Source organism: Pseudomonas sp. AU12215, assembly GCF_001675465.2.
Taxonomy (GTDB): domain Bacteria; phylum Pseudomonadota; class Gammaproteobacteria; order Pseudomonadales; family Pseudomonadaceae; genus Pseudomonas; species Pseudomonas nitroreducens.
Map to the genome: position 1 here is coordinate 55,179 of NZ_MACM02000190.1, position 23,326 is coordinate 78,504.

General features: G+C 57.7%; 27 protein-coding genes and 1 pseudogene. 16 read left to right on the plus strand and 12 right to left on the minus strand.

The window, feature by feature from the left end; genetic code table 11:
• Positions 1-66 precede the first annotated feature (66 nt).
• The 5 genes from A9513_RS33980 to A9513_RS33995 all read right to left on the minus strand — a co-directional run bounded on the left by A9513_RS33980 (position 67) and on the right by A9513_RS33995 (position 1,998).
• A complete protein-coding gene (locus A9513_RS33980) occupies positions 67-417 on the minus strand; it encodes a DUF2790 domain-containing protein (protein ID WP_051879426.1) in 351 nt (116 codons plus the stop codon).
• Between the two features lie 156 nt (positions 418-573).
• Complete coding sequence (locus A9513_RS36265) at positions 574-741, minus strand: co-regulatory protein PtrA N-terminal domain-containing protein (RefSeq protein ID WP_169890401.1); 168 nt, start codon at positions 739-741, stop codon at positions 574-576.
• A gap of 106 nt (positions 742-847) precedes the next feature.
• The gene (locus A9513_RS33985; RefSeq protein ID WP_043273924.1) at positions 848-1,126 is read right to left on the minus strand and encodes a metal-sensing transcriptional repressor; all 279 of its coding nucleotides are present in this window, start codon (positions 1,124-1,126) and stop codon (positions 848-850) included.
• 31 nt (positions 1,127-1,157) lie between these two features.
• The gene (locus A9513_RS33990) at positions 1,158-1,508 is read right to left on the minus strand and encodes a DUF3147 family protein (protein WP_043273923.1); all 351 of its coding nucleotides are present in this window, start codon (positions 1,506-1,508) and stop codon (positions 1,158-1,160) included.
• A gap of 88 nt (positions 1,509-1,596) precedes the next feature.
• Positions 1,597-1,998, minus strand: coding sequence for a helix-turn-helix domain-containing protein (locus tag A9513_RS33995; RefSeq protein WP_043273922.1), 402 nt, complete (start codon positions 1,996-1,998; stop codon positions 1,597-1,599).
• Here A9513_RS33995 and A9513_RS36700 point away from each other — a divergent pair.
• From A9513_RS36700 to A9513_RS34020, 5 genes are read left to right on the plus strand one after another with little or no spacing between them, the layout of a single operon-like run.
• Complete coding sequence (locus A9513_RS36700) at positions 1,997-3,019, plus strand: cation diffusion facilitator family transporter (RefSeq protein ID WP_236225491.1); 1,023 nt, start codon at positions 1,997-1,999, stop codon at positions 3,017-3,019. The genes A9513_RS33995 and A9513_RS36700 overlap by 2 nt on opposite strands.
• Positions 3,020-3,037: 18 nt before the next feature.
• Positions 3,038-3,463, plus strand: a complete 426-nt coding sequence (locus A9513_RS34005) for a copper chaperone PCu(A)C (RefSeq protein ID WP_043273921.1) — start codon at positions 3,038-3,040, stop codon at positions 3,461-3,463.
• A gap of 11 nt (positions 3,464-3,474) precedes the next feature.
• A complete protein-coding gene (locus tag A9513_RS34010) occupies positions 3,475-3,909 on the plus strand; it encodes a disulfide bond formation protein B (RefSeq protein ID WP_043273920.1) in 435 nt (144 codons plus the stop codon).
• Positions 3,906-4,571, plus strand: coding sequence for a thioredoxin domain-containing protein (locus A9513_RS34015; protein WP_043273919.1), 666 nt, complete (start codon positions 3,906-3,908; stop codon positions 4,569-4,571). Before A9513_RS34010 ends, A9513_RS34015 begins: the two co-directional genes overlap by 4 nt.
• A gap of 5 nt (positions 4,572-4,576) precedes the next feature.
• Positions 4,577-5,038, plus strand: a complete 462-nt coding sequence (locus tag A9513_RS34020; protein WP_043273918.1) for an isoprenylcysteine carboxylmethyltransferase family protein — start codon at positions 4,577-4,579, stop codon at positions 5,036-5,038.
• Positions 5,039-5,412: 374 nt separating this feature from the next.
• On the opposite strand, the gene A9513_RS34025 is transcribed toward A9513_RS34020, so the two are convergent.
• Positions 5,413-6,675, minus strand: coding sequence for a HEPN/Toprim-associated domain-containing protein (locus A9513_RS34025; protein WP_065327973.1), 1,263 nt, complete (start codon positions 6,673-6,675; stop codon positions 5,413-5,415).
• A gap of 243 nt (positions 6,676-6,918) precedes the next feature.
• Between A9513_RS34025 and A9513_RS34030 the strand changes: the two genes are divergently transcribed.
• From A9513_RS34030 to A9513_RS34070, 9 genes and pseudogenes are all read left to right on the plus strand, one after another.
• Positions 6,919-7,623, plus strand: a complete 705-nt coding sequence (locus A9513_RS34030) for a hypothetical protein (RefSeq protein ID WP_051879444.1) — start codon at positions 6,919-6,921, stop codon at positions 7,621-7,623.
• A 62-nt stretch (positions 7,624-7,685) separates the two neighbouring features.
• Positions 7,686-8,393 (plus strand): TIGR03759 family integrating conjugative element protein, encoded by a 708-nt coding sequence (locus A9513_RS34035; RefSeq protein ID WP_081884769.1) that lies wholly within the window; start codon positions 7,686-7,688, stop codon positions 8,391-8,393.
• Positions 8,378-8,935, plus strand: coding sequence for a hypothetical protein (locus tag A9513_RS34040; protein ID WP_043273916.1), 558 nt, complete (start codon positions 8,378-8,380; stop codon positions 8,933-8,935). Before A9513_RS34035 ends, A9513_RS34040 begins: the two co-directional genes overlap by 16 nt.
• The gene (locus tag A9513_RS34045; RefSeq protein WP_043273914.1) at positions 8,932-9,438 is read left to right on the plus strand and encodes an integrating conjugative element protein; all 507 of its coding nucleotides are present in this window, start codon (positions 8,932-8,934) and stop codon (positions 9,436-9,438) included. The genes A9513_RS34040 and A9513_RS34045 overlap by 4 nt, the downstream gene beginning before the upstream one ends.
• 9 nt (positions 9,439-9,447) lie before the next feature.
• Positions 9,448-9,678, plus strand: coding sequence for a hypothetical protein (locus A9513_RS34050; protein WP_141678572.1), 231 nt, complete (start codon positions 9,448-9,450; stop codon positions 9,676-9,678).
• Positions 9,679-9,683: 5 nt separating this feature from the next.
• Positions 9,684-11,909, plus strand: coding sequence for a type IV conjugative transfer system coupling protein TraD (gene traD, locus A9513_RS34055; protein WP_043273912.1), 2,226 nt, complete (start codon positions 9,684-9,686; stop codon positions 11,907-11,909).
• A 10-nt stretch (positions 11,910-11,919) separates the two neighbouring features.
• Positions 11,920-12,666 carry a TIGR03747 family integrating conjugative element membrane protein gene (locus A9513_RS34060; RefSeq protein WP_043273911.1) on the plus strand — a complete coding sequence of 249 codons (747 nt, stop codon included), beginning with the start codon at positions 11,920-11,922 and terminating at the stop codon, positions 12,664-12,666.
• A 393-nt stretch (positions 12,667-13,059) separates the two neighbouring features.
• Positions 13,060-14,493, plus strand: coding sequence for a basic amino acid/polyamine antiporter (locus tag A9513_RS34065; RefSeq protein WP_043274007.1), 1,434 nt, complete (start codon positions 13,060-13,062; stop codon positions 14,491-14,493).
• Between the two features lie 310 nt (positions 14,494-14,803).
• Positions 14,804-15,543, plus strand: a pseudogene (locus A9513_RS34070) (transposase).
• A gap of 482 nt (positions 15,544-16,025) precedes the next feature.
• On the opposite strand, the gene A9513_RS35335 reads toward A9513_RS34070, so the two are convergent.
• From A9513_RS35335 to A9513_RS34095, 6 genes are all read right to left on the minus strand, one after another.
• Positions 16,026-16,232, minus strand: a complete 207-nt coding sequence (locus A9513_RS35335; protein WP_081884768.1) for a co-regulatory protein PtrA N-terminal domain-containing protein — start codon at positions 16,230-16,232, stop codon at positions 16,026-16,028.
• Between the two features lie 189 nt (positions 16,233-16,421).
• Entirely contained in the window at positions 16,422-17,360 is a 939-nt protein-coding gene (gene copD / locus A9513_RS34075) for a copper homeostasis membrane protein CopD (protein ID WP_043273910.1), read from the minus strand.
• Positions 17,361-17,363: 3 nt separating this feature from the next.
• A complete protein-coding gene (copC, locus tag A9513_RS34080) occupies positions 17,364-17,750 on the minus strand; it encodes a copper homeostasis periplasmic binding protein CopC (RefSeq protein ID WP_043273908.1) in 387 nt (128 codons plus the stop codon).
• 69 nt (positions 17,751-17,819) lie between these two features.
• Entirely contained in the window at positions 17,820-18,728 is a 909-nt protein-coding gene (locus A9513_RS34085; RefSeq protein WP_051879443.1) for a copper resistance protein B, read from the minus strand.
• A 129-nt stretch (positions 18,729-18,857) separates the two neighbouring features.
• A complete protein-coding gene (locus A9513_RS34090) occupies positions 18,858-20,642 on the minus strand; it encodes a copper resistance system multicopper oxidase (RefSeq protein WP_043273905.1) in 1,785 nt (594 codons plus the stop codon).
• A 287-nt stretch (positions 20,643-20,929) separates the two neighbouring features.
• Entirely contained in the window at positions 20,930-21,475 is a 546-nt protein-coding gene (locus A9513_RS34095) for a plastocyanin/azurin family copper-binding protein (RefSeq protein WP_043273904.1), read from the minus strand.
• Positions 21,476-21,814: 339 nt separating this feature from the next.
• Here A9513_RS34095 and A9513_RS34100 point away from each other — a divergent pair, with 339 nt between their 5' ends.
• Both A9513_RS34100 and A9513_RS34105 read left to right on the plus strand, forming a co-directional pair.
• Positions 21,815-22,498, plus strand: coding sequence for a heavy metal response regulator transcription factor (locus A9513_RS34100; protein WP_043273903.1), 684 nt, complete (start codon positions 21,815-21,817; stop codon positions 22,496-22,498).
• Positions 22,495-23,247 (plus strand): HAMP domain-containing protein, encoded by a 753-nt coding sequence (locus tag A9513_RS34105; RefSeq protein ID WP_369690190.1) that lies wholly within the window; start codon positions 22,495-22,497, stop codon positions 23,245-23,247. The genes A9513_RS34100 and A9513_RS34105 overlap by 4 nt, the downstream gene beginning before the upstream one ends.
• Positions 23,248-23,326: the final 79 nt, after the last annotated feature.

Consider the following 23,326-nt stretch of genomic DNA (forward strand, 5'->3'; position numbering starts at 1 on the left):
CTTACGATCCGGCCCCTAACAGCAGCCTGAGCAACTCATGACGATTCGGTAATGCGGCACGGCGAGCTAGCGCTCGTTGCGGCAGTTGCCGTTGACGGTATAGCGGATGCTCTTCAGCTCTCCCGTGCTGTCCTCGTAGGACATCAACTTGGGAACATTGCCGCACAGGTTAGCGCTCGCCGTTGGAGTGACATGAATGACCTTGGCCACATCCATTTTCATGCCAAAGCGATAGTCTTCCACCGCGGGAACGGCCTTGCCTTCCGCCTCGGCATGTTGACGCACGGCCTGATCGTTGAGGGTCTCCATGCGCTGCACATAGTCCTCCGGCACCGCCTGGGCAGAGGCGAAGAATGCCTGGCTTAGCAGAAAGACCGCGGTAATGCCGATTGCCTTGGAAAAGCTCGATTTGCTCATTGCCTGTCTCCTTTCGAGTTTCCAACACGATACGAGGCAGGTGCTGACCAGAGCATGGCGAGCGACTTACATTACTGAAACGTCCTCGCCGGAAAGCCGGAAACGGCAAAAGCCGCGCCCCTTTCGGGACGCGGCCGCTGTTCTGTCGACGGCTGTTCAGTTCTTCGCGGTTTCGATCTGCGCCGGCACTTGCTGGGCTGCTTTCATTGCCTGCTGGCGAGCCTGCTCCATGCGCGCAAAGGTGATATCGCCGCCGCCATCGGCCAGGGCGAAGGAAGAGGTACCGAGCAGAGTGACGAGGAGCAGAACACTTTTGACTTTCATGGAGGGCCTCATGGCTGTTGTCCGTGGATGACAACACCTTAAGGCCCCATGCCTAACGGCATCCTGAGCGAAAGATGACGATTCGGTAATGCGCGGAGCTCGCCGCTCACAAGTAACGGGTGATCTCGCGAAACTCGTCCAGCGCGCCCGGCTTCACCCCCTGTGGATCATCCAGCGCATGCTCCAGGCAATGATCGATGTGATCCTGAATCAAGGTTCGCTTGGCCCGGCAGACCGCCTTTTCCACGGCGTGCAGCTGCTGGGCGATGTCCACGCAGGCGCGCTGTTCCTCGATCATTGCGATGATGCTGCGCAAGTGCCCTTCCGCGCGCTTGAGTCGCTTGCGCACCGCCTCATGGGAAGAGTGCGGCCCGTGATCCTGCATGTGAATTCCTCGTGCAGCGTAAAAAGTGGCTCTACCACAGCTCGATGCCGAATCGGTGCATCAGCAATGAAAAGAGGGCGAACAACAGCAAGGTGACGAAGATGCTGGCGATCAGCGTCGGCCAGAACCCCAGGCGCGGCAGGAGCGCCGGAAACAGCAGGAACATCGGCAGCGTCGGCACCACATACCAGAAGGTGTACCAGGCATGGTTGGCGATCTTGTCCTGCCCCTGGTTCTCCACCTGCAGCCAGATCAGCGTGAGCACGGTGACCAGCGGCAATGCCGCCACCAGCCCACCCAGTCGGTCACTGCGTTTGGCCAGCTCCGAGACGAGCACGACGATGCCGGCAGTGGTGGCGTACTTGGTCAGAATCCAGAGCATCGGGAGCCCTCCGGGGCATGAAACCCTGAAGCCCAGAATATCCCCCCAGGGGGGATACGACAAGTGACGCCCTCAGCGATTCAGCGATTCAGCGATTCAGCGATTCGATGATCCGACACTCCTCGATCACCCCGCCGTGGCAGCAGGCGAGCAGCCGCTGCAATTCCTTCTCCAGCTCCTGCAGGTCGCGAATGCGCGAGCGCACCTGCACCAACTGCTCCGCCACCTTGGCGTCCACCGAGGCGCAGGAGGCCTGGCGGTGGTCAGAAAAGCCCAGTAGCTCGCGGATGTCATCCAGGCTGAAGCCCAGTGAGCGGCTGCGCCGGATGAATTGCAGGCGATCCCGCTCCTGCGCGCTGTAGAGCCTGTAGCCCGACGGCGTGCGAACCGGCGGCGCGAGCAGACCCTGCTGCTCGTAATAGCGAATGGTCACCGACTTGGTATCCGTGGCCCGTGCGAGCTGGCCGATGGTGAATTGGGCATCGTTCATGGCTCTTGACCTTATAGCGACTATAAGGTCCATCCTACCCGCTGAATCGACCGAGCGGGAGTCCACCATGGACAGCTGTTGCGAAAACAAAGCCGGGGAACTGGCACAACTGCGCGCCAAACAGGCCCGCGTGCTGTACATCGTGCTGGCGGTCAACGCCCTGATGTTCCTGGTGGAATTCGCCGCAGGCTGGATCGCCGGCTCGACAGCCCTGCTGGGGGACTCCCTGGACATGTTCGGCGATGCTTCGGTCTATGCGCTGACCTTGTTCGTCCTGCATCGCAGCGTCCGCGCTCGGGCCGGAGCCGCGCTGTTCAAGGGCGGCTTCATGTTGCTGTTCGGCCTGGTGGTGGTGGCCGATGCCGTTCGCAAACTCCTGATACAAGAAGTTCCAGCAGCGGACTGGATGGGCGCCGTAGGATTGCTCGCCCTGCTGGCCAACGGCTGGTGCTTCTACCTCCTCTTTGCTCACCGTTCCGACGACCTGAACATGCGCTCCACCTGGCTCTGTTCGCGTAACGACCTGCTTGCCAACTCCAGCGTGATCGTAGCGGCCGGGCTCGTGGCAGTGACCGGCAGCCTGTGGCCGGACATCATCGTCGGTCTGGCCATCGCCGCGTTGTTCCTGCACTCGGCCTGGCAGGTGATCCGCGAAGCCTTGGCGGAGTGGCGAGCCAACCCAGCGCCACGGGCAGAAGCGGTCGTTGCCACCAGCAGCGCTGCCAGCGCGGGGGTCTGTGGCGGAACCAATACAACCACCGACACCTGCTGCGCGCCACCCGCATCCCAGAGCAAGGGCTGCTGTGACGAGCAGAGCGGCGCCGCTACTGCGACGGCCGTAAAAGCCACTGCCTGTTGCGAACCGGCGCCGGCGAAAGCACTCAGCTCGTGCTGCGCCGAGCATACGACCTCCTGCAGCGAGCCGGTAAAAACGACGCAGAGCCCATTGCTCGGCATCAGTGAGCCGGCCAAGAACACCGCCGCAGAAGTCTCTTGCTGCGGATCGCCTAAAAACCCCTAAGGGATGAGGACCGAAAGGATGCGATACGCTTGCACGCTATGCCTGCCATTACTACTGACCTCGATGTTTGCCCAGGCCGCCATCGAGGTCGGCGATGCCCGAATCAGGATTCTGCCTGGCGACCTGCCGGCAGCCGGCTATTTCACCCTGACCAACGATAGCCCGACGTCTGTCACCCTCGAAGGCGCCGAAAGTCCTGCCTTCGCCAGCGTGATGATGCACCAGAGCGTGCAACGCGACGGCACCGCCAGCATGCAACACCTCATGCAGGTAGAAATCCCGGCCAACGGAAAACTCAGCTTCGCGCCCGGCGGTTATCACTTGATGCTCATGCAGCGCCAGGTGCCACTGGCCGTGGGCGACAAGGTGCAGATGACCTTGAAGTTCAGCGACGGGCAGCGAGTTCCTGCGACCTTCACCGCCGTCCTCCCCGGCAGCGATTGAGGGTGCCCGCCATGACTCAAGCTCTCAGCTCGCGCGCCTGGTATCTGCTGCTCTTTGCCTGGCTGGTGGCACTGGTTTCGACGCTCGCAGCCCTGTTCATCGGCGAAGTGCTTGGCCAACAACCCTGTGTGCTGTGCTGGTACCAGCGCATCCTCATGTTCCCGCTGGCGATCCTACTGGCGATCGCCTGCTTCCGATCAGACTTCGAGATCTGGCGCTATGCGCTGCCACTGTCGGTGATCGGTGGCCTATTCGCCCTTGGCCATAGCCTGCTCTATGCCGGCATCATTCCTCAGCAGATACAGCCCTGCAGCCCCACCGGTCCTTCCTGTACCGACGCCAACACGACCTTGTTCGGCGTGATTCCGCTGCCCTTCCTGGCGCTCCTCGCCTTCATCCTGATTTCCGCCACCCTGCTCATCGTTCGCCGGAGAACCACGCCATGAATCGCCGCGCCCTTGTCGTGACCATCTGCGTGCTGCTACTCGGCGTCTTCGCTGCGGCGGCATACGTCTTCAAGCCTCAGAAAACATCGGAATCGGCCCTTGAGACAACGTCAGCAACGCCGCCCGCCTCGGTGAAGAACAACTTGGTTCGCTTCCATTCGCCCTCCTTCGGCCGGGCCAGCGCCCCCGTCACCATCGTCGAGTTCTTCGACCCGTCCTGCGAGGCCTGCCGCTCCTTCTACCCCTATGTGAAGAACATCCTCGCGGAGGACACCCAGAACGTGCGCCTGGTCCTGCGCTACGTACTGTTCCACAAGGGCTCCGAGGAGGTGGTGCGGATGCTCGAAGCCTCGCGCAAGCAGAACCTGTTCCCGCAGGTGCTGGAGGTGGTCCTCAAGGCGCAGCCACAGTGGCATGACGACGCCACCGCCGCCGCAGCCTGGGACGCTGCTGCCGCTGTTGGGCTGGACGTCGAGAAAGCCCGAAAGGACATGTACGCCCCGGCCGTCGATGCGGTACTCGCCGCCGACAAGCAGGACGTCCAGACCGTTGGCATCAAGTCCACACCCACCTTCTTCGTCAACGGCAAGCAACTGATGCAGTACAGCCCGGACGTGCTGCGCCAGATGGTTCGCGAAGAAGTCGCCAAGAGCCGGAACTGAAGATCATGGCGTGGCTCGAGCATCGCATCCCGCCCGTTGTGCTGATGCTGGTCTGCGCCTTGCTGATGGGATTTGCCGCCAGACTGCTGCCGCCCCTGGAGGTGTCGCTGATCTGGCGGCTCCCGCTGTCTCTGGCCATCACGGCTACGGGCACCGCTATCTGCCTCACGGGCGTTCGCTCGTTCCGGCGGGCAAGGACAACGGTGAATCCGCTGAGCCCTGACTCGGCCAGCGATCTAGTCACCCAAGGGATTTACCGACTGACGCGAAACCCGATGTACCTAGGATTCACCCTGATGCTGGTGGGCTGGGCAGTCCTGCTCGCTTCGTTCTTTGCGTTTGTAGGTGTCGCAGCCTTCGCTCTCTGGATCGATCGTTGGCAGATTCGTCCCGAGGAGCGAGCGCTTCAAAGCTTGTTTGGCGATGACTTTGCTGAGTATTGCTCTCGCACCCGACGTTGGATTTAAGAAACGCACTTCGGATGGAGTGCTGCGGCTCTAGCCGGCTGAACGTGCTATGGGGCGTTATATGCGGATCGCGGCCACGCAGTAAATGCGTCAGATCTGGTAAAAGTAACTGGTCAAATCGAGTGTAGTCAGGTGGCCAGATAAGCGCAGATGCGCATTAGGACAAATTACGTCTCAACCACTCTGGTTCTTAAACCCAATTTCGCTTGGTATCCTGCCATCTGGAGTCGGTACATTATCGAGCTTGCGAATAAGGCTCTCCAGTTTTTCAAAGGCCTGCCAGCGGACGAATTCGAGTTCTATCGCGTAAGCAAGGCTGTAAGCCAACGAAGGGATGCTCCCTCTATAATCACTCCGTTGCGAGATTAATAGCCTCACAGCACTGGTCCTTGCGCCATGAGAACGCATTCTTTCTGCAATGCATCAAGCACAGCGCCAACTTTGTGAAAGTCGTAATTTCTACTTTTTATTTCCTCAGCAGTAAGGGACATAAAATCCCTTGTATACGACTCCTTAAAATCCAAAGAACCATGATACAACTTTAGTGACTGCTTATAATTAGTCCAAGCAACACGAGCCGGATTATATCCCGGCAGCTCAAGATCCAAATAACACTCAATTGCAGCCGCCTTACCATTAATATTAGCCATGCCCTCCCCTTCCGGCCCAAACACCGGGAAATCTTCAAAATCGACAAGATCAGGCAAACACATCCTACGCATATTACTCGGGAGCTTTAGCCTTCCAACCTTGCCATAAGCCTCCACTCCTTCAGCATCATTATCGAACACAAAAACAATCTGGTTTTGAACATCAATATTAACTAGACCTTCTGCAAACTTTGTCAAACCTCCAGTTCCAGAGAAGGGATGGCCTGCGGCATCAATAAATTTGAAAAAATCTGCCACATCGGGCCTAAGGATACTAAGCGCTTGGGAAATTATCAGCGCGTCGGACGTTCCCTCTGTGACAACTAGAATTTTATCTGCTCTTTCGACCCCGGCATTGAAATCACTTTCACTTGCCCATCCAGCATCCACCAAAGGGCCGTATTCCCAAACCACCTCGCATCTAAGATTATCTGAGTTCTCACAAAGCATCCGCATAAACAAATAAGGATGCAAAAAATCTATAAGCGTCCGAAAATAACTTAGCTCAGAATAAAAATTATTATCATAACCCTCAATAGTAGGAATTCTCTCCAGCCGTGGATCATGCAATAAATTCCCCTTCATCCACTCAAAATCCACACCTCCATCATAAATATCCTCAAAGGTCTCAAGAGGCCGCGACTTAATGAAAGCCAGGAGTTCTTCAAAACTCATCGGAGAGGCTTCCCCTTCATCCAAATCAACTATAGAGGAAAGATAATTCTCGTACTCGAACTTTGCTCGCATCAATGTATAACCGAGCAACTCCAGCCTCGGCTTGACGTGCCTCAAAGTTCGTCTAAACGCCCACTCCAACTCAGCAGAATCATCCTCCAGACCATCTCGCGCACCATAATCACTAATACTTCGACCACGAGTTCTTTTTCTATCAACCTCCTGAAATAGAGCGCCGTGATTTATCCCAACATGATTTTTGGAATAACAGAGTTCCAACCCTCCGACATCCAATGTGATTACAGTTCCCACTGTCCAGCTCCTCTGCCACATGCCCCAGCTAGTTTTTCTCTACAGAAAAACTGAGATGGGCCTCAATGAATATTAAAGATAGTTCCCCTTCCTAATCTAGGAGCCGCGGTCCCAACGTCACGTCAAGAAGGTCATCTTAAGGTCAACCAACATCAGAAAAAATCCATGCGGGTGGGCTACGCATTTCTTGCTGCAGCCATCCCCCTGATGCGCGAGGGTGTTTCCGGCTTCGAGAGGACACCCATGAACCTGCGCCCTACCCGATCATCGCTGCTCATCACGATAGGATTTCTTGCCCTCGGGGGCCTCGCGGCTTACCAGCAGTACCAGTTGGTCAATATGCGAGGCTCCTTGGAAGGTGCTGCCGAAAAAACGTCGATCAACGCTCTTCTCAGCCGAGTGGGCAAGCTCGACGAGCGAGTCGACACCTTCGCCGGCCAGCACATGGTCAGCGATGAGGATTTCCGAGCTGCCCAGCAGGCGCTATCCAACCGGATAGACGCGGCTCAGGCATATGCCAAACAAGCAGCCGACAACGTGAGCCAGCTCGCGCAGACGTCAGCCTCTGCAGGGGACATCGTTTTACTGAAGGCCGACCTGGAGACACTCAGCAACTCCGTCCAGGAGCTGAAGAGGCCGCAAGCCCAACCGGCCTCAGCACCGGCCCCAACCAAGAAACCCGCTGTCGCGAAAGCTAAGCCCTCCCCTCCTAAAGCCAAACCTTCTCCGCCGGAACCTCCGCCGTTCCACATCGTGGGCATCGAGTACCGAGGAGGCGAACGCTTCCTCTCGGTCGCCCCACCGGGCAGCACGCGGTTGAGCCAGATCTACCTGATTCGCCCCGGCGACGCAGTCGCCGGCACTACCTGGCGACTCAACTCTCTCGACGACCGAGCCGCTCGGTTCGACGCCGCCGGCACAACCAAGACCATCAGCCTGCAGCCATAGGTCCGACCATGCATAAACGAGCTCTCAATCACTTCGCAATAGCAGCTGCCTCGGCGTGCTTGATGCTGGCAAGCATCTGCACGTCGGGCGCCGAGCAAAGCTCCCAGTCCGCCGCCTCGCAGTGGCAACACACAGCAGAACAGAACCTCGGTCAGCAGGCCCAGCAAGACCAGTTGGCCCGTGAATGGGGGCTCACTGAGCAGGAATACGAGCGATATCAGCTGCTGATGCAAGGTCCCCGCGGAATCTACTCCCCAGGCCTTGACCCGCTGACAGCGCTGGGCATCGAGGCGCAATCGGACGCGGAGCGGCAACGGTATGCCCAACTGCAGGTGCAAGCAGAACGACAGCGTGTCGAAAAAGAGCTTGCGTACCAGCGTGCCTACGACGAAGCCAACACCCGCATGTACCCGGGTGAAAAGGTCATCCAGATCTCCCCGAGCTCCAGCCGCAACGGCGCGGCCGGCAAGGCAACCCTGGAGAGCAGCGGGCGCCTGGCAGTCTTTGTGAAGGACGATTGCGCTCCGTGCATCGACCAGGTGCGCGCGCTGCAGACCGCCAAACGCTCCTTCGACCTGTATTTCGTAGGTAGCCAGGGCGATGACGATCGAATCCGGCGCTGGGCGATCCTCGCCGGCATCGAGCCGGCAAATGTGAAGAGCCGGCAGATCACGCTCAACCATGACCAGGGCCGCTGGCTTGGCCTGAGCCTGGGAGGTGAGCTGCCCGCTGCCGTCATGAAGGTCAACGGACAATGGCAACGCCAGTGACCCGCTTCCTTGCCCTCGTCACTGCGCTGCAGCTCTGCGTATCAGCCCGCGCCGCCGAAGAGCCACCACCGGCCTATCAGACGATAGCGATCGCGCATGGCGTACCGTCGGTAGTCCTCTACTCCGTCGCGCTGCAGGAGAGTGGCGCGCGGATCCGCGACCAACTGGTGCCATGGCCCTGGACGCTGAACGTCGCCGGCGCCGGCTATCGGTTCGCCACGCGGAAAGATGCCTGCCAGGCGCTGATGATCGCTCTCGTCACAGCCGGCCCCGCTCGTGTCGACGTCGGACTCGGGCAAACCAACATTGGCGCGAATGGCCATCGCTACAGCTCCCCCTGCGAAGGCCTCGACCCCTACAAGAACCTGGCTGTTACTGCCGAAATTCTCAGCGAGCAAAAAGCGAAGGGAGGCAGTTGGATCGACGCTGCCGGTCGCTACCACCGGCCTGCCGGTGGCGCACCAGCTGCGCGCTATCGCGAGTCGTTCGCCCGCCACCTCAGCCGAGTAACCGGCATCAACCTCCTGGTGACCAACCCATGAAGCTTCCGCTCGCGCGCTGCCTGGTCGCGCTCAGCCTAACCTTCCCTTACACCCTGGCATCCGCTGGCCAACTGGTTGTCCTCGAGGATCATGGTGGTGTTTCCGCCCTCCCCTACTACCAGGACCTCGTACCTGATCCGGCTGACGCCCAGCGCCCTCCACTACAGGGCGTCCAAATGGGCGGAGCCTTTCCCGTTGTAACGCCGGAGATGACTCCCGGCCTAGTTCAGGGCCGGGTGATCAACGCTCCAGGGCTCCAGCCCCTGTTCCTGGTTGGGGACGATGAGCGTTCCAGGACCTGGCTGCAGCAGCACCTGCAGCAGCTCCAACAACTGCAGGCGGTAGGGCTGGTAGTAAACGTCAGCGGGCCGAGCCGTCTGGCCGAAGTGAGGAAGTGGGGACCGGGCCTACAACTGCTCCCCACGCTGGGATCGGACATCGCCGGTCGACTCGGCCTACGCCACTACCCCGTCCTCATCACATCGACCACCGTCCAGCAGTAGGAGGCGCTCTTGTCGTCGCTCAACTCTCCACGCATGACCCTGATGATCGAATTGCCGAAGGACGTGCGGCGCCAGGACCTCATGCTCGACCAGATGCAACACGTCATCACCCTTTTCGGCGGCCGCGTTGCCTGGAGAACCGAGGACGACCTCCTAGCCATGCTCCAGCGTCTGCGCGAACGGCTCGCAACAGGAAACCAGCAGGATCCTCAACAAAGCATCACGTCTCCGGGGAGCTAATTGCCATGGCCGCCACGTATACGCTGGATGCGCTACTGCGCCCTCCTGTGGAGCTATACACCACCACCATCAGCTACATGGCCGCGGCGCTCTGTGTCCTAGCGCCCTGGGCACTAGCCCTTACGCCGCTCTTCGGCTTGATCGCTGCGCTGATGTTCGCCTACCTGGGAACGATCCGGCTGATGCAAGCGCTTCGAGTTCTTCGCTACCAGAAGAACATCCGTCGACTACCGCACTACACGATGACCAGCGCCGAGATGCCCATCAGCAACGAGCGTTTGTTTATCGGCAAGGGATTCCGTTGGACTCAAAAGCATACGCAACGCCTGGCTGATACCTACCTCCCTCAGTTCGCCCCCTATGTAGAGCCATCGCCCTTGTACCAGCGCGCGCGGCGCCTCGAGGAGCGACTGGAGTTCGCACCATTCCCGCTGAGCGTTCTGGCCAAGGCCACATCGTGGGACTCATCCTGGAACCCAGCGCGGCCTCTACCACCCGTTGGAGGCCTGCCACGGCTACATGGTATCGAGCCAGAGGAGCACGACGTCAGCTTGGCGCTGGGGGAGCGGCCGGGCCACACGCTTGTTCTGGGCACAACTCGGGTGGGCAAGACCCGACTCGCCGAGTTGTTCATCACCCAAGATATCCGTCGAACCCATCGCCGGCGCCGGCGCGTCCAGATGGGGCGGCGTACCCAGACCGTTCACCATGGCCACCGACGTCGGCGCGAAAGCGAGCAGCCCGATCACGAGGTCGTAATCGTCTTCGATCCGAAGGGCGATGCCGATCTACTCAAGCGCATGTACGTCGAGTGCGCCCGTGCGGGAAGACTGGATGAGTTCTACGTCTTCCATCTGGGCTGGCCCGACATCTCCGCCCGCTACAATGCTGTCGGGCGGTTTGGCCGCATTAGCGAAGTGGCGACTCGCATCGCCGGGCAACTGTCTGGCGAGGGGAACAGCGCGGCATTCCGAGAATTTGCCTGGCGATTCGTCAACATCATCGCCCAGTCCTTGGTCGCCCTGGGCAGGCGTCCGGACTACGAGCAGATCCGCCGGCACGTCATCAACATCGACGAACTGTTTGTGGAGTACGCGCAGAAATACTTCGCCGATCACGATCTCAAGGCCTGGGAAGCCATCGTGGCCATCGAGGGCAAGATCGACCGGAAGACTCTCAGCTTCGCAATGAAAGACCGGCCGCTGCGGGTGGTGGCCATCGATGCCTACCTTACGCAGAAGCGCATCTCGGACTCCGTCATGGATGGCTTGCGCAGCGCAGTGCGCTACGACAAAACCTACTTCGACAAGATCGTCGCGTCGCTCTTGCCGCTCCTGGAGAAACTCACGACCGGCCGGATCGCAGAGCTGCTCTCACCCGACTACCTGGACCTCAACGACTCGCGGCCAATCTTCGACTGGATGCAGGTCATCCGGAAGCGCGCTGTCGTCTACATCGGGCTCGACGCCCTGTCGGATACCGAGGTGTCCTCGGCCGTCGGCAACTCGATGTTCAGCGACCTGGTCTCGGTTGCCGGCCACATCTACAAACATGGTCTCGACGATGGCCTTCCCGGCGGCCAGGCCGCAGGCAAGGTGCGTATCAACCTTCACGCCGACGAGTTCAACGAGCTGATCGGCGACGAGTTCATCCCCATGGTCAACAAGGCAGGCGGAGCCGGCATCCAGGTGACCGCGTATACGCAGACCCTGAGCGACATCGAGGCCAAGATCGGCTCCCGGGCAAAAGCTGGCCAGGTCGTGGGTAACTTCAACAACCTGTTCATGCTACGGGTTCGTGAGACAGCTACGGCCGAGCTGCTGACCAATCAGTTGCCCAAGGTGCAGATCTACAACAGCACGCCGGCGAGCAGTGCGAACGACTCGGTCAACGGCAAGACGGCGTTCACCTCGAATACCCACGACCAGGTGCAGATGACCAGCGTGCCAATGATTGAGCCGGCACACGTGGTAGGCCTGCCAAAGGGACAGTGCTTTGCGCTCATCGAAGGCGGAAACCTGTGGAAGATCCGCATGCCACTACCTGCCAACGATCCCGACGAGGTCTTACCGAAGAACCTGCAGGAAATGGCAGCAGGCATGCGCAAAGGAGCGACATCCAACTCCGGGGAATGGTGGGAGGCCCCCGGCTACCAGAACATCAACGATGGGCTCCCTGCCGACCTGGTCGACGATTTCCGTCACCTGGGCGGCAGCGACGAGGCGGCTTGAGAGATGAACCATGGCTGAAATCGCTGAACGAGCCCAGACCCAGCAGGAGCGCCCAGAGTCCCTCCTGCGTACGATCATTGGCCTCCCCTTCCAGCTCGCCGGCGTGCTCTTCGGCTCGTTGCTGGCAGCGGTGGTAGTGGAGTGGCTCTGCCTCTACTTCTTCTGGCCAGAGGCTGGCTGGCAGCATGCCCAGGAAATGCTCAATTACGAGCTGGGATGGCTGTCCCAGGGACTTCTGCACAGCGTTCTGGTCCAGGAACCCGGCCACACGGCGAAATGGATCGTGGGCCTGATCTACGAGTGGCTGATCGTGAAAACCGGCCTCTTTGACTGGATGCAAGGGATGTCCTCGGTGGCGCAGGCAGGCCCCAGATCGGAATTCGACGTCCGCTACCTCGCCGCCCAGGGAGTGTCCACCGTGCAGACCTATGCCCTGGCCGCACTCTTCACAATTCTGACCTTCTGCGTCAGGACAGTGGTCCTGGTGCTGACGATCCCGCTCTTCGCCATGGCGGCCTTCACCGGTCTAGTCGACGGACTGGTCCGGCGCGACCTGCGTAAGTTCGGCGCCGGCCGGGAGTCCAGCTACCTGTACCACAAGGCCAGAAGCACGATGCTTCCCTTGGCGATCCTGCCCTGGACGCTGTATCTCGCCATACCGATTAGCATCAGCCCTCTCCTGGTCCTGCTGCCCTGTGCATCGCTGCTGGGTGTTTCGGTCAGCATCACAGCTGCCAGCTTCAAGAAGTACCTCTAAGGAGCACAATATGCAGTGGACACCAGATCAACAGCCCATCATTGGATCGCGAGCCAACAAGCACAATAGATTGGCATTCGCCGGCACTGGCAAACGACCACGCTAGCAGGCTGCGAAATAGCACCTCACATGACCAGCGATTGCATCCGATTTGATCAGCCAACCGCATTCGTGTTGACAGCCTCGCGAAGAGGCGACCGGCAGAGCAAGCCTGTGGGTTCAATCCGTGAAAGCAACACGCCTAGCCCAGTTTAAACGGAGAGGGCTTGGCAGCATCTGCCTCATGCCCGCTGCGTGTTAAGTCTGTGACTATACTCTGCGCCGGCCTAGCGACCTGCGTCGCTCAGCTTCCGTAAGCCTTTACTCTGGTAGCCAAGGACATTGGAGATCAACGTGAGTGAACGCCCCGCCACCAAGCTCTCTCTGCTTGCGCTTTTCGCGATGGTTGTCGGCTCCATGGTCGGTGCTGGCATCTTCAACCTGCCGGGACGCTTCGCCACCGCGACCGGTCCTTTCGGCGCCATCATCGCCTGGGCGATCGCCGGCACCGGAATGTACATGCTGGCTCGGGTGTTCCAGACCCTGGCCGCGAAGCGCCCGGACATCGACTCCGGCGTCTTCGCCTACGCCAAGGCCGGGTTCGGCGACTACGTAGGCTTTCTGTCGGCATTCGGCTACTGGCTGGGCAGTTGCCTGGGCAATGTCTTCTACTGGGTGCTGATCGGCTCGACGCTCGGGCGCTTTTTTCCCGAAGTCTTCGGCGATGGCAGCAGCGCCCCGGCCATCGCCGTCTCGCTGGTCGGCATCTGGCTGTTTCACTTCCTCATCCTGCGTGGGGTCGAGCAGGCCGCCTACATCAACACCGTGGTGACCATCGCGAAGATCGTGCCCATCTTAGTGGCCATCCTTTCGTTCATCTTCTTCTTTCACTACGATCAATTCGCCGAGAACTTCTTCGGTGGCACCGGCATGCCGGAGAAGCCCCTCCTGCAGCAAGTGCGGGACACGATGCTGATCACCGTCTTTGTGTTCATCGGCATCGAAGGGGCCAGCGTCTACTCGCGCTATGCGCGGACTCGCTCGGACGTTGGTCGCGCCACCATCCTGGGGTTCGTCGCCGTTACCGGCCTGATGGTGGCGGTAACCCTCCTGCCATACGCCGTAGCGCCACGGGCGGTCATCGCAGGGGTCTCCAACCCTTCGTTGGCGGGGGCCCTGGAGCTGGTCGTCGGCCACTGGGGGGCGGTGTTCATCTCGATCAGCGTCCTGGTTTCGGTCCTCGGCGCCTACCTCGCCTGGTCGCTTATCTGTGCTGAAGTGCTGTTCGCCGCCGCAGGTTCAAAAGACATGCCCAGGGTCTTCGGGACGCAGAACGCCAACGCGGTTCCGGCCAACGCCCTCTGGCTCACCAACGGGGTGGTTTCCTGCTTCGTCATTTCGACATTCTGGTCGCGCGATGCCTTCAACCTCATGCTGGACATGACCAGTGTCACTGCACTGCTGCCGTACCTGCTGGTTGCCATCTACGGCGTACAGGTGGCGCGCGGCGGCGAAGGCTACGAGCACGCTTCCGGCGAGCGAGGCCGCGACCTGGTGATCGGTGCGCTCGCCGTTATCTACACCCTGTTCATGTTCGTGGCTGCCGGGCTCGAATATGTTCTGCTGATGGCAGTGCTCTGCCTGGCCGGTACGGTGCTTTATTTCTGGGCCAGGAAGGAGCAGAACGCTCGGCTGTTCTCCGGTGTCGAGTTGATGATATTCGTAGTGACGATTGCTGCCGCTCTCGGCGGGATCTATGGCTTGGTGACCGGCACCATCAAGATCTAGGACCCGCAGACGCCCCATGCATCTCTTTCAAACCCGTTTCCGAGGCAATACGTAGTCGCTTGAGTCGCTCTGGCGCATTGTGTCGCATCGGCAGTTGCAGGCACCTACTCGGATGGTAGGTCGCTTTCATGCGTCCATTTCAGAATCCGGCGGCGCTCAAGAGAAATCTCGGTTGAAGAATCACAGTTCCGTCCTCGCGGATGAAACACCGCTACGAAAAAGCTTGCGGGCTAAACTTTCGCCGTCCGCTTCTGGCCCAGGCCGTGTAAAAAACGTGGCTGGTGCTCTTGCTGTCCTGCCGTCGGCAGTCATAGCGGGGCAGTCCAAGAAGCGTTTCATCCACGGCGAGCATCGAGGTCAATGCACACTGCTGCCCGAGAGCCTGGATGATTACGTCGCGGCCCCCAATCCGGTGCGAATAGTCGATGTGTTCGTCGATGAACTCGATCTTGGGCGGATGGGCTTCGGCCACGTGATTCCCGCCAAAACTGGCCGCCCTGCGTATCACCCGGCCGTCCTGCTGAAGATCTACATCTACGGTTACCTCAACCGCATCCAGTCGAGTCGCCGCCTCGAGCGTGAAGCACAAAGCAACGTCGAGTTGATGTGGCTGACCGGACGCCTGATGCCGGACGTCAAGACCATCGCCAACTTCCGCAAGGACAACGGCAAAGCCATTCGTGTTGTCTGCCGGCAGTTGAGAAAGGCCTGAAGCTGCACCGTTCCTAGAGTTCGAATCGCCAAGGCTGTGCGTTGAAAGATCAGTGCACACCGAGTGCGCTGCGGCGAGTGAGTCGCTGGGAACACGAGTCGGTGATCGACGCGATTCAGTCCCGCCTGGATCAGTTACCGGAGATGATGCGCATCCGCCGCCAGACAGTGGAGCATCCTTTCGGCACATTGAAGGCCTGGATGGACGCCACCCATTTCCTCACCAAGACGCTCAACCGCGTGAGCACGGAAATGAGCCTGCATGTGCTCGCCTACAACTTCAAACGGGTGCTGAACCTGCTGGGCAATAGTGCGCTGATAGCGGCAATGAAGGCCTGAAACCCCATTGGCAGCCTTCCGAACGCGTCGCACAGAATCGTGGAAGCAGCACTTGCCAAATCAACTGAATGCCCATGATGGACACACCAGGCCTCCAAGAGGCCGCTGGATATCGTTAAAATCAATCCATGTCCGGCCTATCCAGTGCTCGCTGTGTTTTTACACAGCTTGGTCCACGAAGGGACGTTTATTTAGGCCCGCTTTCAGGCTCCTATTCTGACTATCCCTGCTTCGCCGATCCCGTAGCTCGGTGGTAAACCCTACCAAACTTTTTAAGCACGGGATCGACCACCAAAATGGTACGTATCAAGGGGCACCCGGCAGCATCGGGATGCCTGTCGGTTTAGACACCGTTACATACGTATGGCAACTTTCTTTGGCTGCATCGCCGTAGAGCTTATCCTCACGACCCCATCGGCACATGGACGCATTTGCCCATCAGTGCTCGACGGGCGTGAGGAAGCAGCGAGACAACGAAGTGCCTAGCACTTGCTGTGTTCATTTCCCTTTAAATCGGACTCTGCTACGGGAGAAGATGCCTTCTGCTCTTTATTAACTAGAGAGTTTTCAACGAAGGATTGGCGGATTTTTTCCATCTTGGCAAACGTGCGATCCCCACCACTCTCGGCCATGGCTAGAGAAGAAGCAGCAAAAACAACAATTGCCACAAGAGTTTTGAATGAGTTCATATATTGGTCCTTGCTAATATTCATCCGTCATTTGACGGCTTGAGCATTATGCTCAAGGACATAGTAGCCAGGGCATACTGTTGGGAAGCTGAGGCCAAAATTACATTTTGGCAATTTTCAACCCACTCAGACGATCAGTGCGAGTCTCGCGGAATTGCTGAGTCACGCTTGCAGAAAGTAAATTCAATATCATTCGATAGCCATGTCCATTTCAGGGCTCAGTGTTCCGAACCAAGCTACGAGACTGACAATGACAATCGCCACTGCGAACTCAAGAATGATACTGCGCTGTAGCGCATTAATTGCAGGAGCATAACTACCAGTCTGCAACGACCGATCTAGCAAAGGACTGAGGTGATAGCGGTTTGCTGCAGCAAGCACTAACATCGCAACAAAGAGCGCGACCTTGATTGTCAGCAATAAACCGTACGTGCTCTTTACCAATCCACCAATTTCCGGACCAATTATTAGCACATAATTAGCGATGCCAGTAACTGTCAAGCTAATAACGATCAGAGCTCCTGCCTTCTCGAAACCTGTGAGCGTCCGCGACAACAAGCGGAGATGCTGCTCACCTTCAAGCTTCTTGGAGCGGAGTAGCAATACGAAGGCTACCAAGGCGCCCAGCCATCCCCCTGCACCGAGAAGGTGGGCAATGTCGCTGGTAAAATGCACATAGCGCAAGATACCCTCATCCATAGCGCCGTGCCCTGTCCAGGCCAAGCTAGCAAGGGCGATAGCACCTAGTGCGGATACTGCCAGCAGACTCAATGTTGGCGCGCGCCTGTTGAACAGGGCAGCGATCGCTGCCAATACCAAGGCCGCGACCCTGACTATCCAAGTCAACCCGACATCGGTGCCCGCTAAGATCATCTCTAAAATATGGCGATGTATTTCGAAGAAACTGGAAACACCGCTCATCACCTTAGCCATCTGAAGCATTGCAGCTACAGATAGCAAGATACCGATCAAGGCGGCCCACACCAATATCGACTCGAAGTTGAATACCGCCCCGCTGACCCGCTCTTGTCCCTTAAGGCTGTACAGGCCGAACAACGCCAAACCGAAAAGCATAATCAGATCAACATACAGGGCGAAGCGTAGAGCGATAGTGACGGGGTCGCCCATGACTTACTTCACCTTGAAGGTAACAGCGCCAGTAATCGGGTGCGTATCAGAAGAAACGGCCCGCCATTGGACCTTATAAGTACCGGTGGTGAGAGGAGCTGCCGGCGTGATGAGCATCACTTTCGGATCGGTGCCGCCCGAGACAGCTGCTTTCACGCCCATGGGGGAGGAGTGAGACATGCCTGGCATTTCAGTCATGACAAGCTTGGCGCCAGAGAGTTGAGTCAGCAGCGTTTCTGAGAAGTGCAATTCGATCTTGCCCGGAGCCTCGACGACACTTCCCTCAGCGGGCGAGGAGGAGAGCAGCTTGGGGTGTGCCTGGGCTGCCGTACTCAGCAGCACTCCCGCCCCGAGCGCAGCCATGACGGCGAACGTTTTGAGATTTTGCATGCAAGACTCCTCGCGGCTAAAACCGCTATGTTTATTTAGGAAGAAACACGGAAGGGGTGAAATAGCCAGTTAGAACCACATACGTACACCGAGGACCAGGCGTGCCTCGCTGGCGTCCTCCCCCTCTTCGCGGGCGTAGTCCGCTGTTTTTCCGTAGAGGTGGTTCCAAGTAACGCCTATGTAGGGCGCGAACTCCCGGACGACCTCGTAACGAAGCCGCAGCCCGATTTCTGAGTTAGAGATACCTGACCCGTTACCACGTTGCGGGTCATTCCGGCCGTAGAGGTTCAATTCGGCGGTCGGCTGAAGGATCAAGCGATTGGTCAAGAGGATGTCGTAATCTCCTTCGAGCCTCAGAGCGCTTTGGCCACCTTCCCCCAGGAAGGCAGTTGCCTGGGTTTCGAAGTCATACAGGGCCATCCCCTGGACGCCAACGGCTGCCCAGGTTTGTGGCGAGCCAGGTTTGAAGTCCTGCCGCACGCCGCCAACTACGTCCCACCACGGACCGATGGAGTGCCCCCACAGGGCCTGCAGCTCAGCGTTCTCGGTAACCCCATTGAGTCGCTCCCCTTCGGAGCGCAACCACAGGCGATCAATATTGCCACCGACCCAGCCGTTGGCCTCCCAACTGAGGGCACTACCTTGATCGGCGTCCTGCCACTCCAACTTATCAATGACGAATAGGGAATTGAGTGCTTGTCCCATATGGTGGTCCATGCTGCCCTTGTACACAGCGGCACGATCAGCATCGGTCAATACAGGAATTGGCGTGCGGCTTTCCGTTGGTGCAGCCGGTTGCATTCCTTGCATATCGGAGTAGTCCGCATCCTGCATCTGGGAATGATCCATGCCCTGCATCTGGGAGTGGTCCATACCCTGCATCTGGGAATGATCCATRCCCTGCATCTGGGAATGATCCATACCCTGCATCTGGGAATGATCCATACCCTGCATCTGGGAGTGATCCATGCCCTGCATCTGGGAGCCATCCATGCCTTGCATCGGCTCTTCAGCGTGGGCACCCGCCAAAGGGAGCAAACTCACCCCAAGGACTGCGATGCTGGCTAAAACGGAGTGACGGGTCTGTTCGAGGTCCATGCTGTTCTCCTATTCCTGCACTCGCACTTCACGGAACATGCCCAGTTCCATGTGATACATCAGGTGGCAGTGATAGGCCCATCGACCAAGCGCATCAGCCGTCACGCGATAGCTGCGCTTCGAGCCCGGCGGCATGTCGATGGTGTGCTTTCTCACCATGAAGTTGCCCTGTTCATCCTCCAAATCACTCCACATGCCATGCAAATGGATGGGGTGCGTCATCATGGTGTCGTTAACCAGGGTGATACGAACACGCTCGCCATACTTGAGGAGTAGCGGCTTGGCATCAGCGAACTCAATGCCATCGAACGACCAGGAGAACTTCTCCATGTGGCCGGTCAGGTGTAGCTCGATGGTTCGGGATGGGACTCGTCCGTCAGGATCTTCGAATGTGCTCTTGAGATCGGCGTAGGTCAGCACACGCCGGCCATTGTTACGCAAGCCAATACCCGGATCGTTGAGCTTCGCCGTAGGGGTCATGGTCTGCATGTCGACCAAGGGATTATCGGCCTCGGACGCAGGGTGGGATTGCATCTGTGCGCCCATCCCCTGCATCTGGCTGTGATCCATGCCACCCATGTCGCCGTGGTCCATGCTGGACATATCCATACCCGCCATGCCGCCGTGGTCCATCCCGGACATATCCATGCCCGCCATGCTTCCATGGTCCATGCCTCCCATCCCCATATCGTCCATGGTGATTTGTGGGCGGGGATCTAGCGCCGGAACTGTCGCACTGATTCCTTCCTTTACCGCAAGCGTGCCTCGGGCGTAGCCGGTACGGTCCATCGATTGAGCAAAGATGGTGTATGCGGCCTGGTCTGTCGGCTCGACAATGACGTCATAGGTTTCAGCAACGGCAATGCGGAACTCATCAACACTTACCGGCTGGACTGGCTGCCCATCTGCAGCCACTACTGTCATCTTCAGTCCGGGAATCCGAACATCGAAGTAGGTCATTGCAGAGGCGTTGATGAAGCGCAGTCGGACCTTTTCTCCGGGCTTGAAAATGCCGGTCCAATTGGTATCAGGTGCGTGACCGTTGACGAGATAGGTGTAGGTATAACCACTTACGTCGGCGAGATCGGTTGGGCTCATCTTCATTTCAGCCCACATTTTTCGGTCGGCGACAGTTTTCGACCAACCCTTCTCGCTTACATCATCAATGAAATCCCCGACAGTGCGTTTATGAAAGTTGTAATAACCAGAGTCTTTCTTCAGCTTGGCAAGGACACGACTGGGATTCTCATCCGACCAATCGCTCAGCATGACGACATAATCACGGTCGCAAGAAATTTTCTCTGGCTCTTTGGGGTCGATAATTAACGGCCCGAAAACGCCAAGCTGCTCCTGGAAGCCAGAGTGGCTATGGTACCAGTAGGTACCATGCTGATTGACCTTGAATTTATATTCGTACATGCCATCGGGAGCAATTCCCTGGAAACTTAAACCCGGCACACCATCCATGTTGGCTGGGAGAATTATTCCATGCCAATGAATGGAGGTATCTTCCTTCAGGCGATTACGAACGCGGAGTGTAATCGTGTCACCTTCGCGCCAACGCAAAGTTGGCCCAGGAAGCGATCCATTGATGGTCATTGCTGTACGAACTGCGCCAGTCAGATTGACTGAAGTTTCACCAATGAACAGGTCGAACTCGGTACCGGCAAGCACGGCCGGTTGAGTCGGGCTGGTAAGGGCCCAGACGGGGGTGCGCCACAAACCGAGACCACCGAGAATGCCTGTCGCCGCAAGGCCCTTAACGAAAGTCCGTCTTGACGTTTTGTTCTGCATTCCACTACGACCCTGCTTGAAGAGAGCTCTTAGGAACCAATTTCTGGGGCCATTTTCGAGCCATTATGAAGTGGACTTCATTTCGAGCCTGACGATCAGAGGCTCAGATGTCCTTGAAAAATTTGCCATATTTAGGCAGTCGCGATGATTACATTTCTGTAAGGATCAGCCTTGCCGCTACCTGCCGGGGCTCGCAGGGCGTAGCCGCACGCGGCCAGCATCGCTGTTAGCCGCCGGCGGGAGCTCTACTCCCTACCCACAAGCCTGCAGCGCAACCTCGCCATCCACTAGTTTATGGCAATCTGCCCTACCATCCCTTTCTGGTAATGCCCTGGAACGTTGCACGCAAATTGCAGCCCCGATGTTTTACTAAATGTCCAAACCAGTTCCTTGGTTTGACCTGGTTCAATTAAAACGCTGTTGGCGTCATTGTGGTTCATGCTGGGCATGCTCATGCCATGCATGTCACCTTCCATACCCGCCATATCGTGCTCGGCGTCGTTAACTTTCATTGCCGTTAAATAGCCACTCTTGAACATCTCCACCATTTCCTTCTGGTGCTGCACGTGCGCCGCTGCCTTGCCCAGATTGAACTCATGAAGAACCAGCCCTTCGTTTTTCAATACAAATCGAATGGTCTCGCCATTTTTTACATCTATACGAGAAGGCTCGAAGTAGAGATCCCCAATCTTAATCTCAACTGTCCGATCTGCTTTCTCCGGCGCGCTGCGACTTCCAAAATCGAAATTCACTGCCTTTTCACTGGCCATCGAAACTGCAGAGAGAAAGAGTAAAATCCCCGCAACTAGGAAATTCCAAAATTTAGTACCCATAGAACACCTCTCAATAGAAGTTTAATTCCAGGCCAGCTCAGTTAAAAAATTATGCTCTTGGCATCAGCTCTTGAGCGCGTACTGATTGCTAAAAAATCGGCGCCAAGGCGGCGCCGATTGGCCAAAGGAGCATTGGTAAGGCCTTAAGGGGATCGTGCCAATCGTCACACCTCGCGTGTTCAGATCGTCCAAACGAAGTACTCGCTCTAGAAGTCGTCTCAACCATAGCGCTACCTGCCTGACCGTCGGCTTATGCCAAGATTACATTTTTGTAAGGATCTGGTTGGTGGCAACCAGTAGCGGCACACTCACAGCATTGTTCGGCTATGGGGCAGAAAAATGAGACTTCTTGTCGCTGAAGACGAACCCAAGATCGGCTTGTACTTGAAGCAAGGACTGAGCGAGGCCAGCTTCAATGTCGACCTGGTCAATTCGGGTACTGAAGCGCTCCAGCATGCACTCAGCGAGTCGTATGACCTGCTCATACTGGACGTGATGATGCCTGGTCTGAGCGGGTGGGAAGTACTGCGCATGGTGCGGGCCGCCGGCAAGGATGTTCCGGTGTTGTTCCTGACCGCACGCGACGGCGTGGATGATCGCGTTAAGGGACTTGAGTTGGGAGCAGATGATTACCTGGTCAAGCCTTTCGCATTTGCCGAGCTCTTGGCGCGCGTACGCACGCTACTACGGCGCGCGACAACAGCTCCAACCCTGATGACCCTAAAAATTGCGAATCTCGAAGTGGACCTGCTCAAGCGCCGGGCAGTGCGAGGCGGGGTGCGCATTGACCTGACGGCAAAGGAATTCTCGCTGCTTGAGCTGTTGATGCGGAGACGCGGGGAGGTTCTACCGAAATCACTGATTGCCTCTCAGGTATGGGACATGAACTTTGATAGCGATACGAACGTTATCGAGGTGGCAGTACGGCGGCTGAGGGCCAAGATCGACGATGACTTCGAGCCCAAGCTGATCCATACGATTAGGGGAATGGGGTACATGCTCGAAGAGCCCGAGCAGAAATGAAGCGACTATCGCTAACTGCTCGCATGAGCCTGATGTTCATGCTTGCTGTGGTGTCCGTCCTGACCGTTGCTGGAGTGAGCTTCAGTGAGTTGAGTCGTCGGCACTTCTGGATGCAGGATCAGCAGACGATCACCGAAAAGCTCAACTCCATTCAGCAAATCCTTATGTCCTCGAATGCCAATCTGGAGAGCAGTCACATTCGCTTGGAGCTGAATGCCTTACTTGGCGCGCACCATGAACTCGAATCGATCATTACCACGACGGAGGGCAATGTACTTTTCTCGAATTCAACCATTGCTAATTTGCCGTCTCAATTTTCGCAGGAAAGTGCCGGCATGTGGGAGTGGGAGAACCATGGGCGGCTGTATAGGGGTATGACTGCTCGGGTTGGCCCACAGTCGGGGCCTAGCTCGGCAACGGCCGTCCTGATATTGGATGTCACCAGCCACTCTCACTTTTTCGTGACGCTAGAACGTTGGTTTTGGATAGGCTTGGCGATCAGCGCCATTGCAAGCGGCGCCTTGGGCGTCGTGGTTGTCAGAAGTGGCTTGCGACCGATACGACAAGTTACCGCAGTGGCAGCATCGATATCAGCAAAGTCCTTGAAAGACCGTATCCCACTGGACTCCATCCCTTCTGAACTTCAAGAATTAGTAAGCTCCTTTAATGAGATGCTGGCCAGGCTAGACGATTCGTTTATACGCCTTTCCAACTTTTCGGCGGATATTGCCGGCGGTTGCAGAAGCTGAGTGCAACACGGTTACTGGATTGAAGCAGGTGCATCATGCTGCAACGCCACTACCTCTGTCATGACCTCAATCGGGCATT

Excerpts from the sequence above, each read along its gene's own strand:
- A9513_RS33980 (WP_051879426.1), bottom strand. The coding sequence starts at position 417 with ATGAGCAAATCGAGCTTTTCCAAGGCAATCGGCATTACCGCGGTCTTT.
- A9513_RS36265 (WP_169890401.1), bottom strand. The coding sequence starts at position 741 with ATGAAAGTCAAAAGTGTTCTGCTCCTCGTCACTCTGCTCGGTACCTCT.
- A9513_RS33985 (WP_043273924.1), bottom strand. The coding sequence starts at position 1,126 with ATGCAGGATCACGGGCCGCACTCTTCCCATGAGGCGGTGCGCAAGCGA.
- A9513_RS33990 (WP_043273923.1), bottom strand. The coding sequence starts at position 1,508 with ATGCTCTGGATTCTGACCAAGTACGCCACCACTGCCGGCATCGTCGTG.
- A9513_RS36700 (WP_236225491.1), top strand. The coding sequence starts at position 1,997 with ATGGCTCTTGACCTTATAGCGACTATAAGGTCCATCCTACCCGCTGAA.
- A9513_RS33995 (WP_043273922.1), bottom strand. The coding sequence starts at position 1,998 with ATGAACGATGCCCAATTCACCATCGGCCAGCTCGCACGGGCCACGGAT.
- A9513_RS34005 (WP_043273921.1), top strand. The coding sequence starts at position 3,038 with ATGCGATACGCTTGCACGCTATGCCTGCCATTACTACTGACCTCGATG.
- A9513_RS34010 (WP_043273920.1), top strand. The coding sequence starts at position 3,475 with ATGACTCAAGCTCTCAGCTCGCGCGCCTGGTATCTGCTGCTCTTTGCC.
- A9513_RS34015 (WP_043273919.1), top strand. The coding sequence starts at position 3,906 with ATGAATCGCCGCGCCCTTGTCGTGACCATCTGCGTGCTGCTACTCGGC.
- A9513_RS34020 (WP_043273918.1), top strand. The coding sequence starts at position 4,577 with ATGGCGTGGCTCGAGCATCGCATCCCGCCCGTTGTGCTGATGCTGGTC.
- A9513_RS34030 (WP_051879444.1), top strand. The coding sequence starts at position 6,919 with ATGAACCTGCGCCCTACCCGATCATCGCTGCTCATCACGATAGGATTT.
- A9513_RS34035 (WP_081884769.1), top strand. The coding sequence starts at position 7,686 with ATGCTGGCAAGCATCTGCACGTCGGGCGCCGAGCAAAGCTCCCAGTCC.
- A9513_RS34040 (WP_043273916.1), top strand. The coding sequence starts at position 8,378 with ATGGCAACGCCAGTGACCCGCTTCCTTGCCCTCGTCACTGCGCTGCAG.
- A9513_RS34045 (WP_043273914.1), top strand. The coding sequence starts at position 8,932 with ATGAAGCTTCCGCTCGCGCGCTGCCTGGTCGCGCTCAGCCTAACCTTC.
- traD (WP_043273912.1), top strand. The coding sequence starts at position 9,684 with ATGGCCGCCACGTATACGCTGGATGCGCTACTGCGCCCTCCTGTGGAG.
- A9513_RS34060 (WP_043273911.1), top strand. The coding sequence starts at position 11,920 with ATGGCTGAAATCGCTGAACGAGCCCAGACCCAGCAGGAGCGCCCAGAG.
- A9513_RS35335 (WP_081884768.1), bottom strand. The coding sequence starts at position 16,232 with ATGAACTCATTCAAAACTCTTGTGGCAATTGTTGTTTTTGCTGCTTCT.
- copD (WP_043273910.1), bottom strand. The coding sequence starts at position 17,360 with ATGGGCGACCCCGTCACTATCGCTCTACGCTTCGCCCTGTATGTTGAT.
- copC (WP_043273908.1), bottom strand. The coding sequence starts at position 17,750 with ATGCAAAATCTCAAAACGTTCGCCGTCATGGCTGCGCTCGGGGCGGGA.
- A9513_RS34090 (WP_043273905.1), bottom strand. The coding sequence starts at position 20,642 with ATGCAGAACAAAACGTCAAGACGGACTTTCGTTAAGGGCCTTGCGGCG.
- A9513_RS34095 (WP_043273904.1), bottom strand. The coding sequence starts at position 21,475 with ATGGGTACTAAATTTTGGAATTTCCTAGTTGCGGGGATTTTACTCTTT.
- A9513_RS34100 (WP_043273903.1), top strand. The coding sequence starts at position 21,815 with ATGAGACTTCTTGTCGCTGAAGACGAACCCAAGATCGGCTTGTACTTG.
- A9513_RS34105 (WP_369690190.1), top strand. The coding sequence starts at position 22,495 with ATGAAGCGACTATCGCTAACTGCTCGCATGAGCCTGATGTTCATGCTT.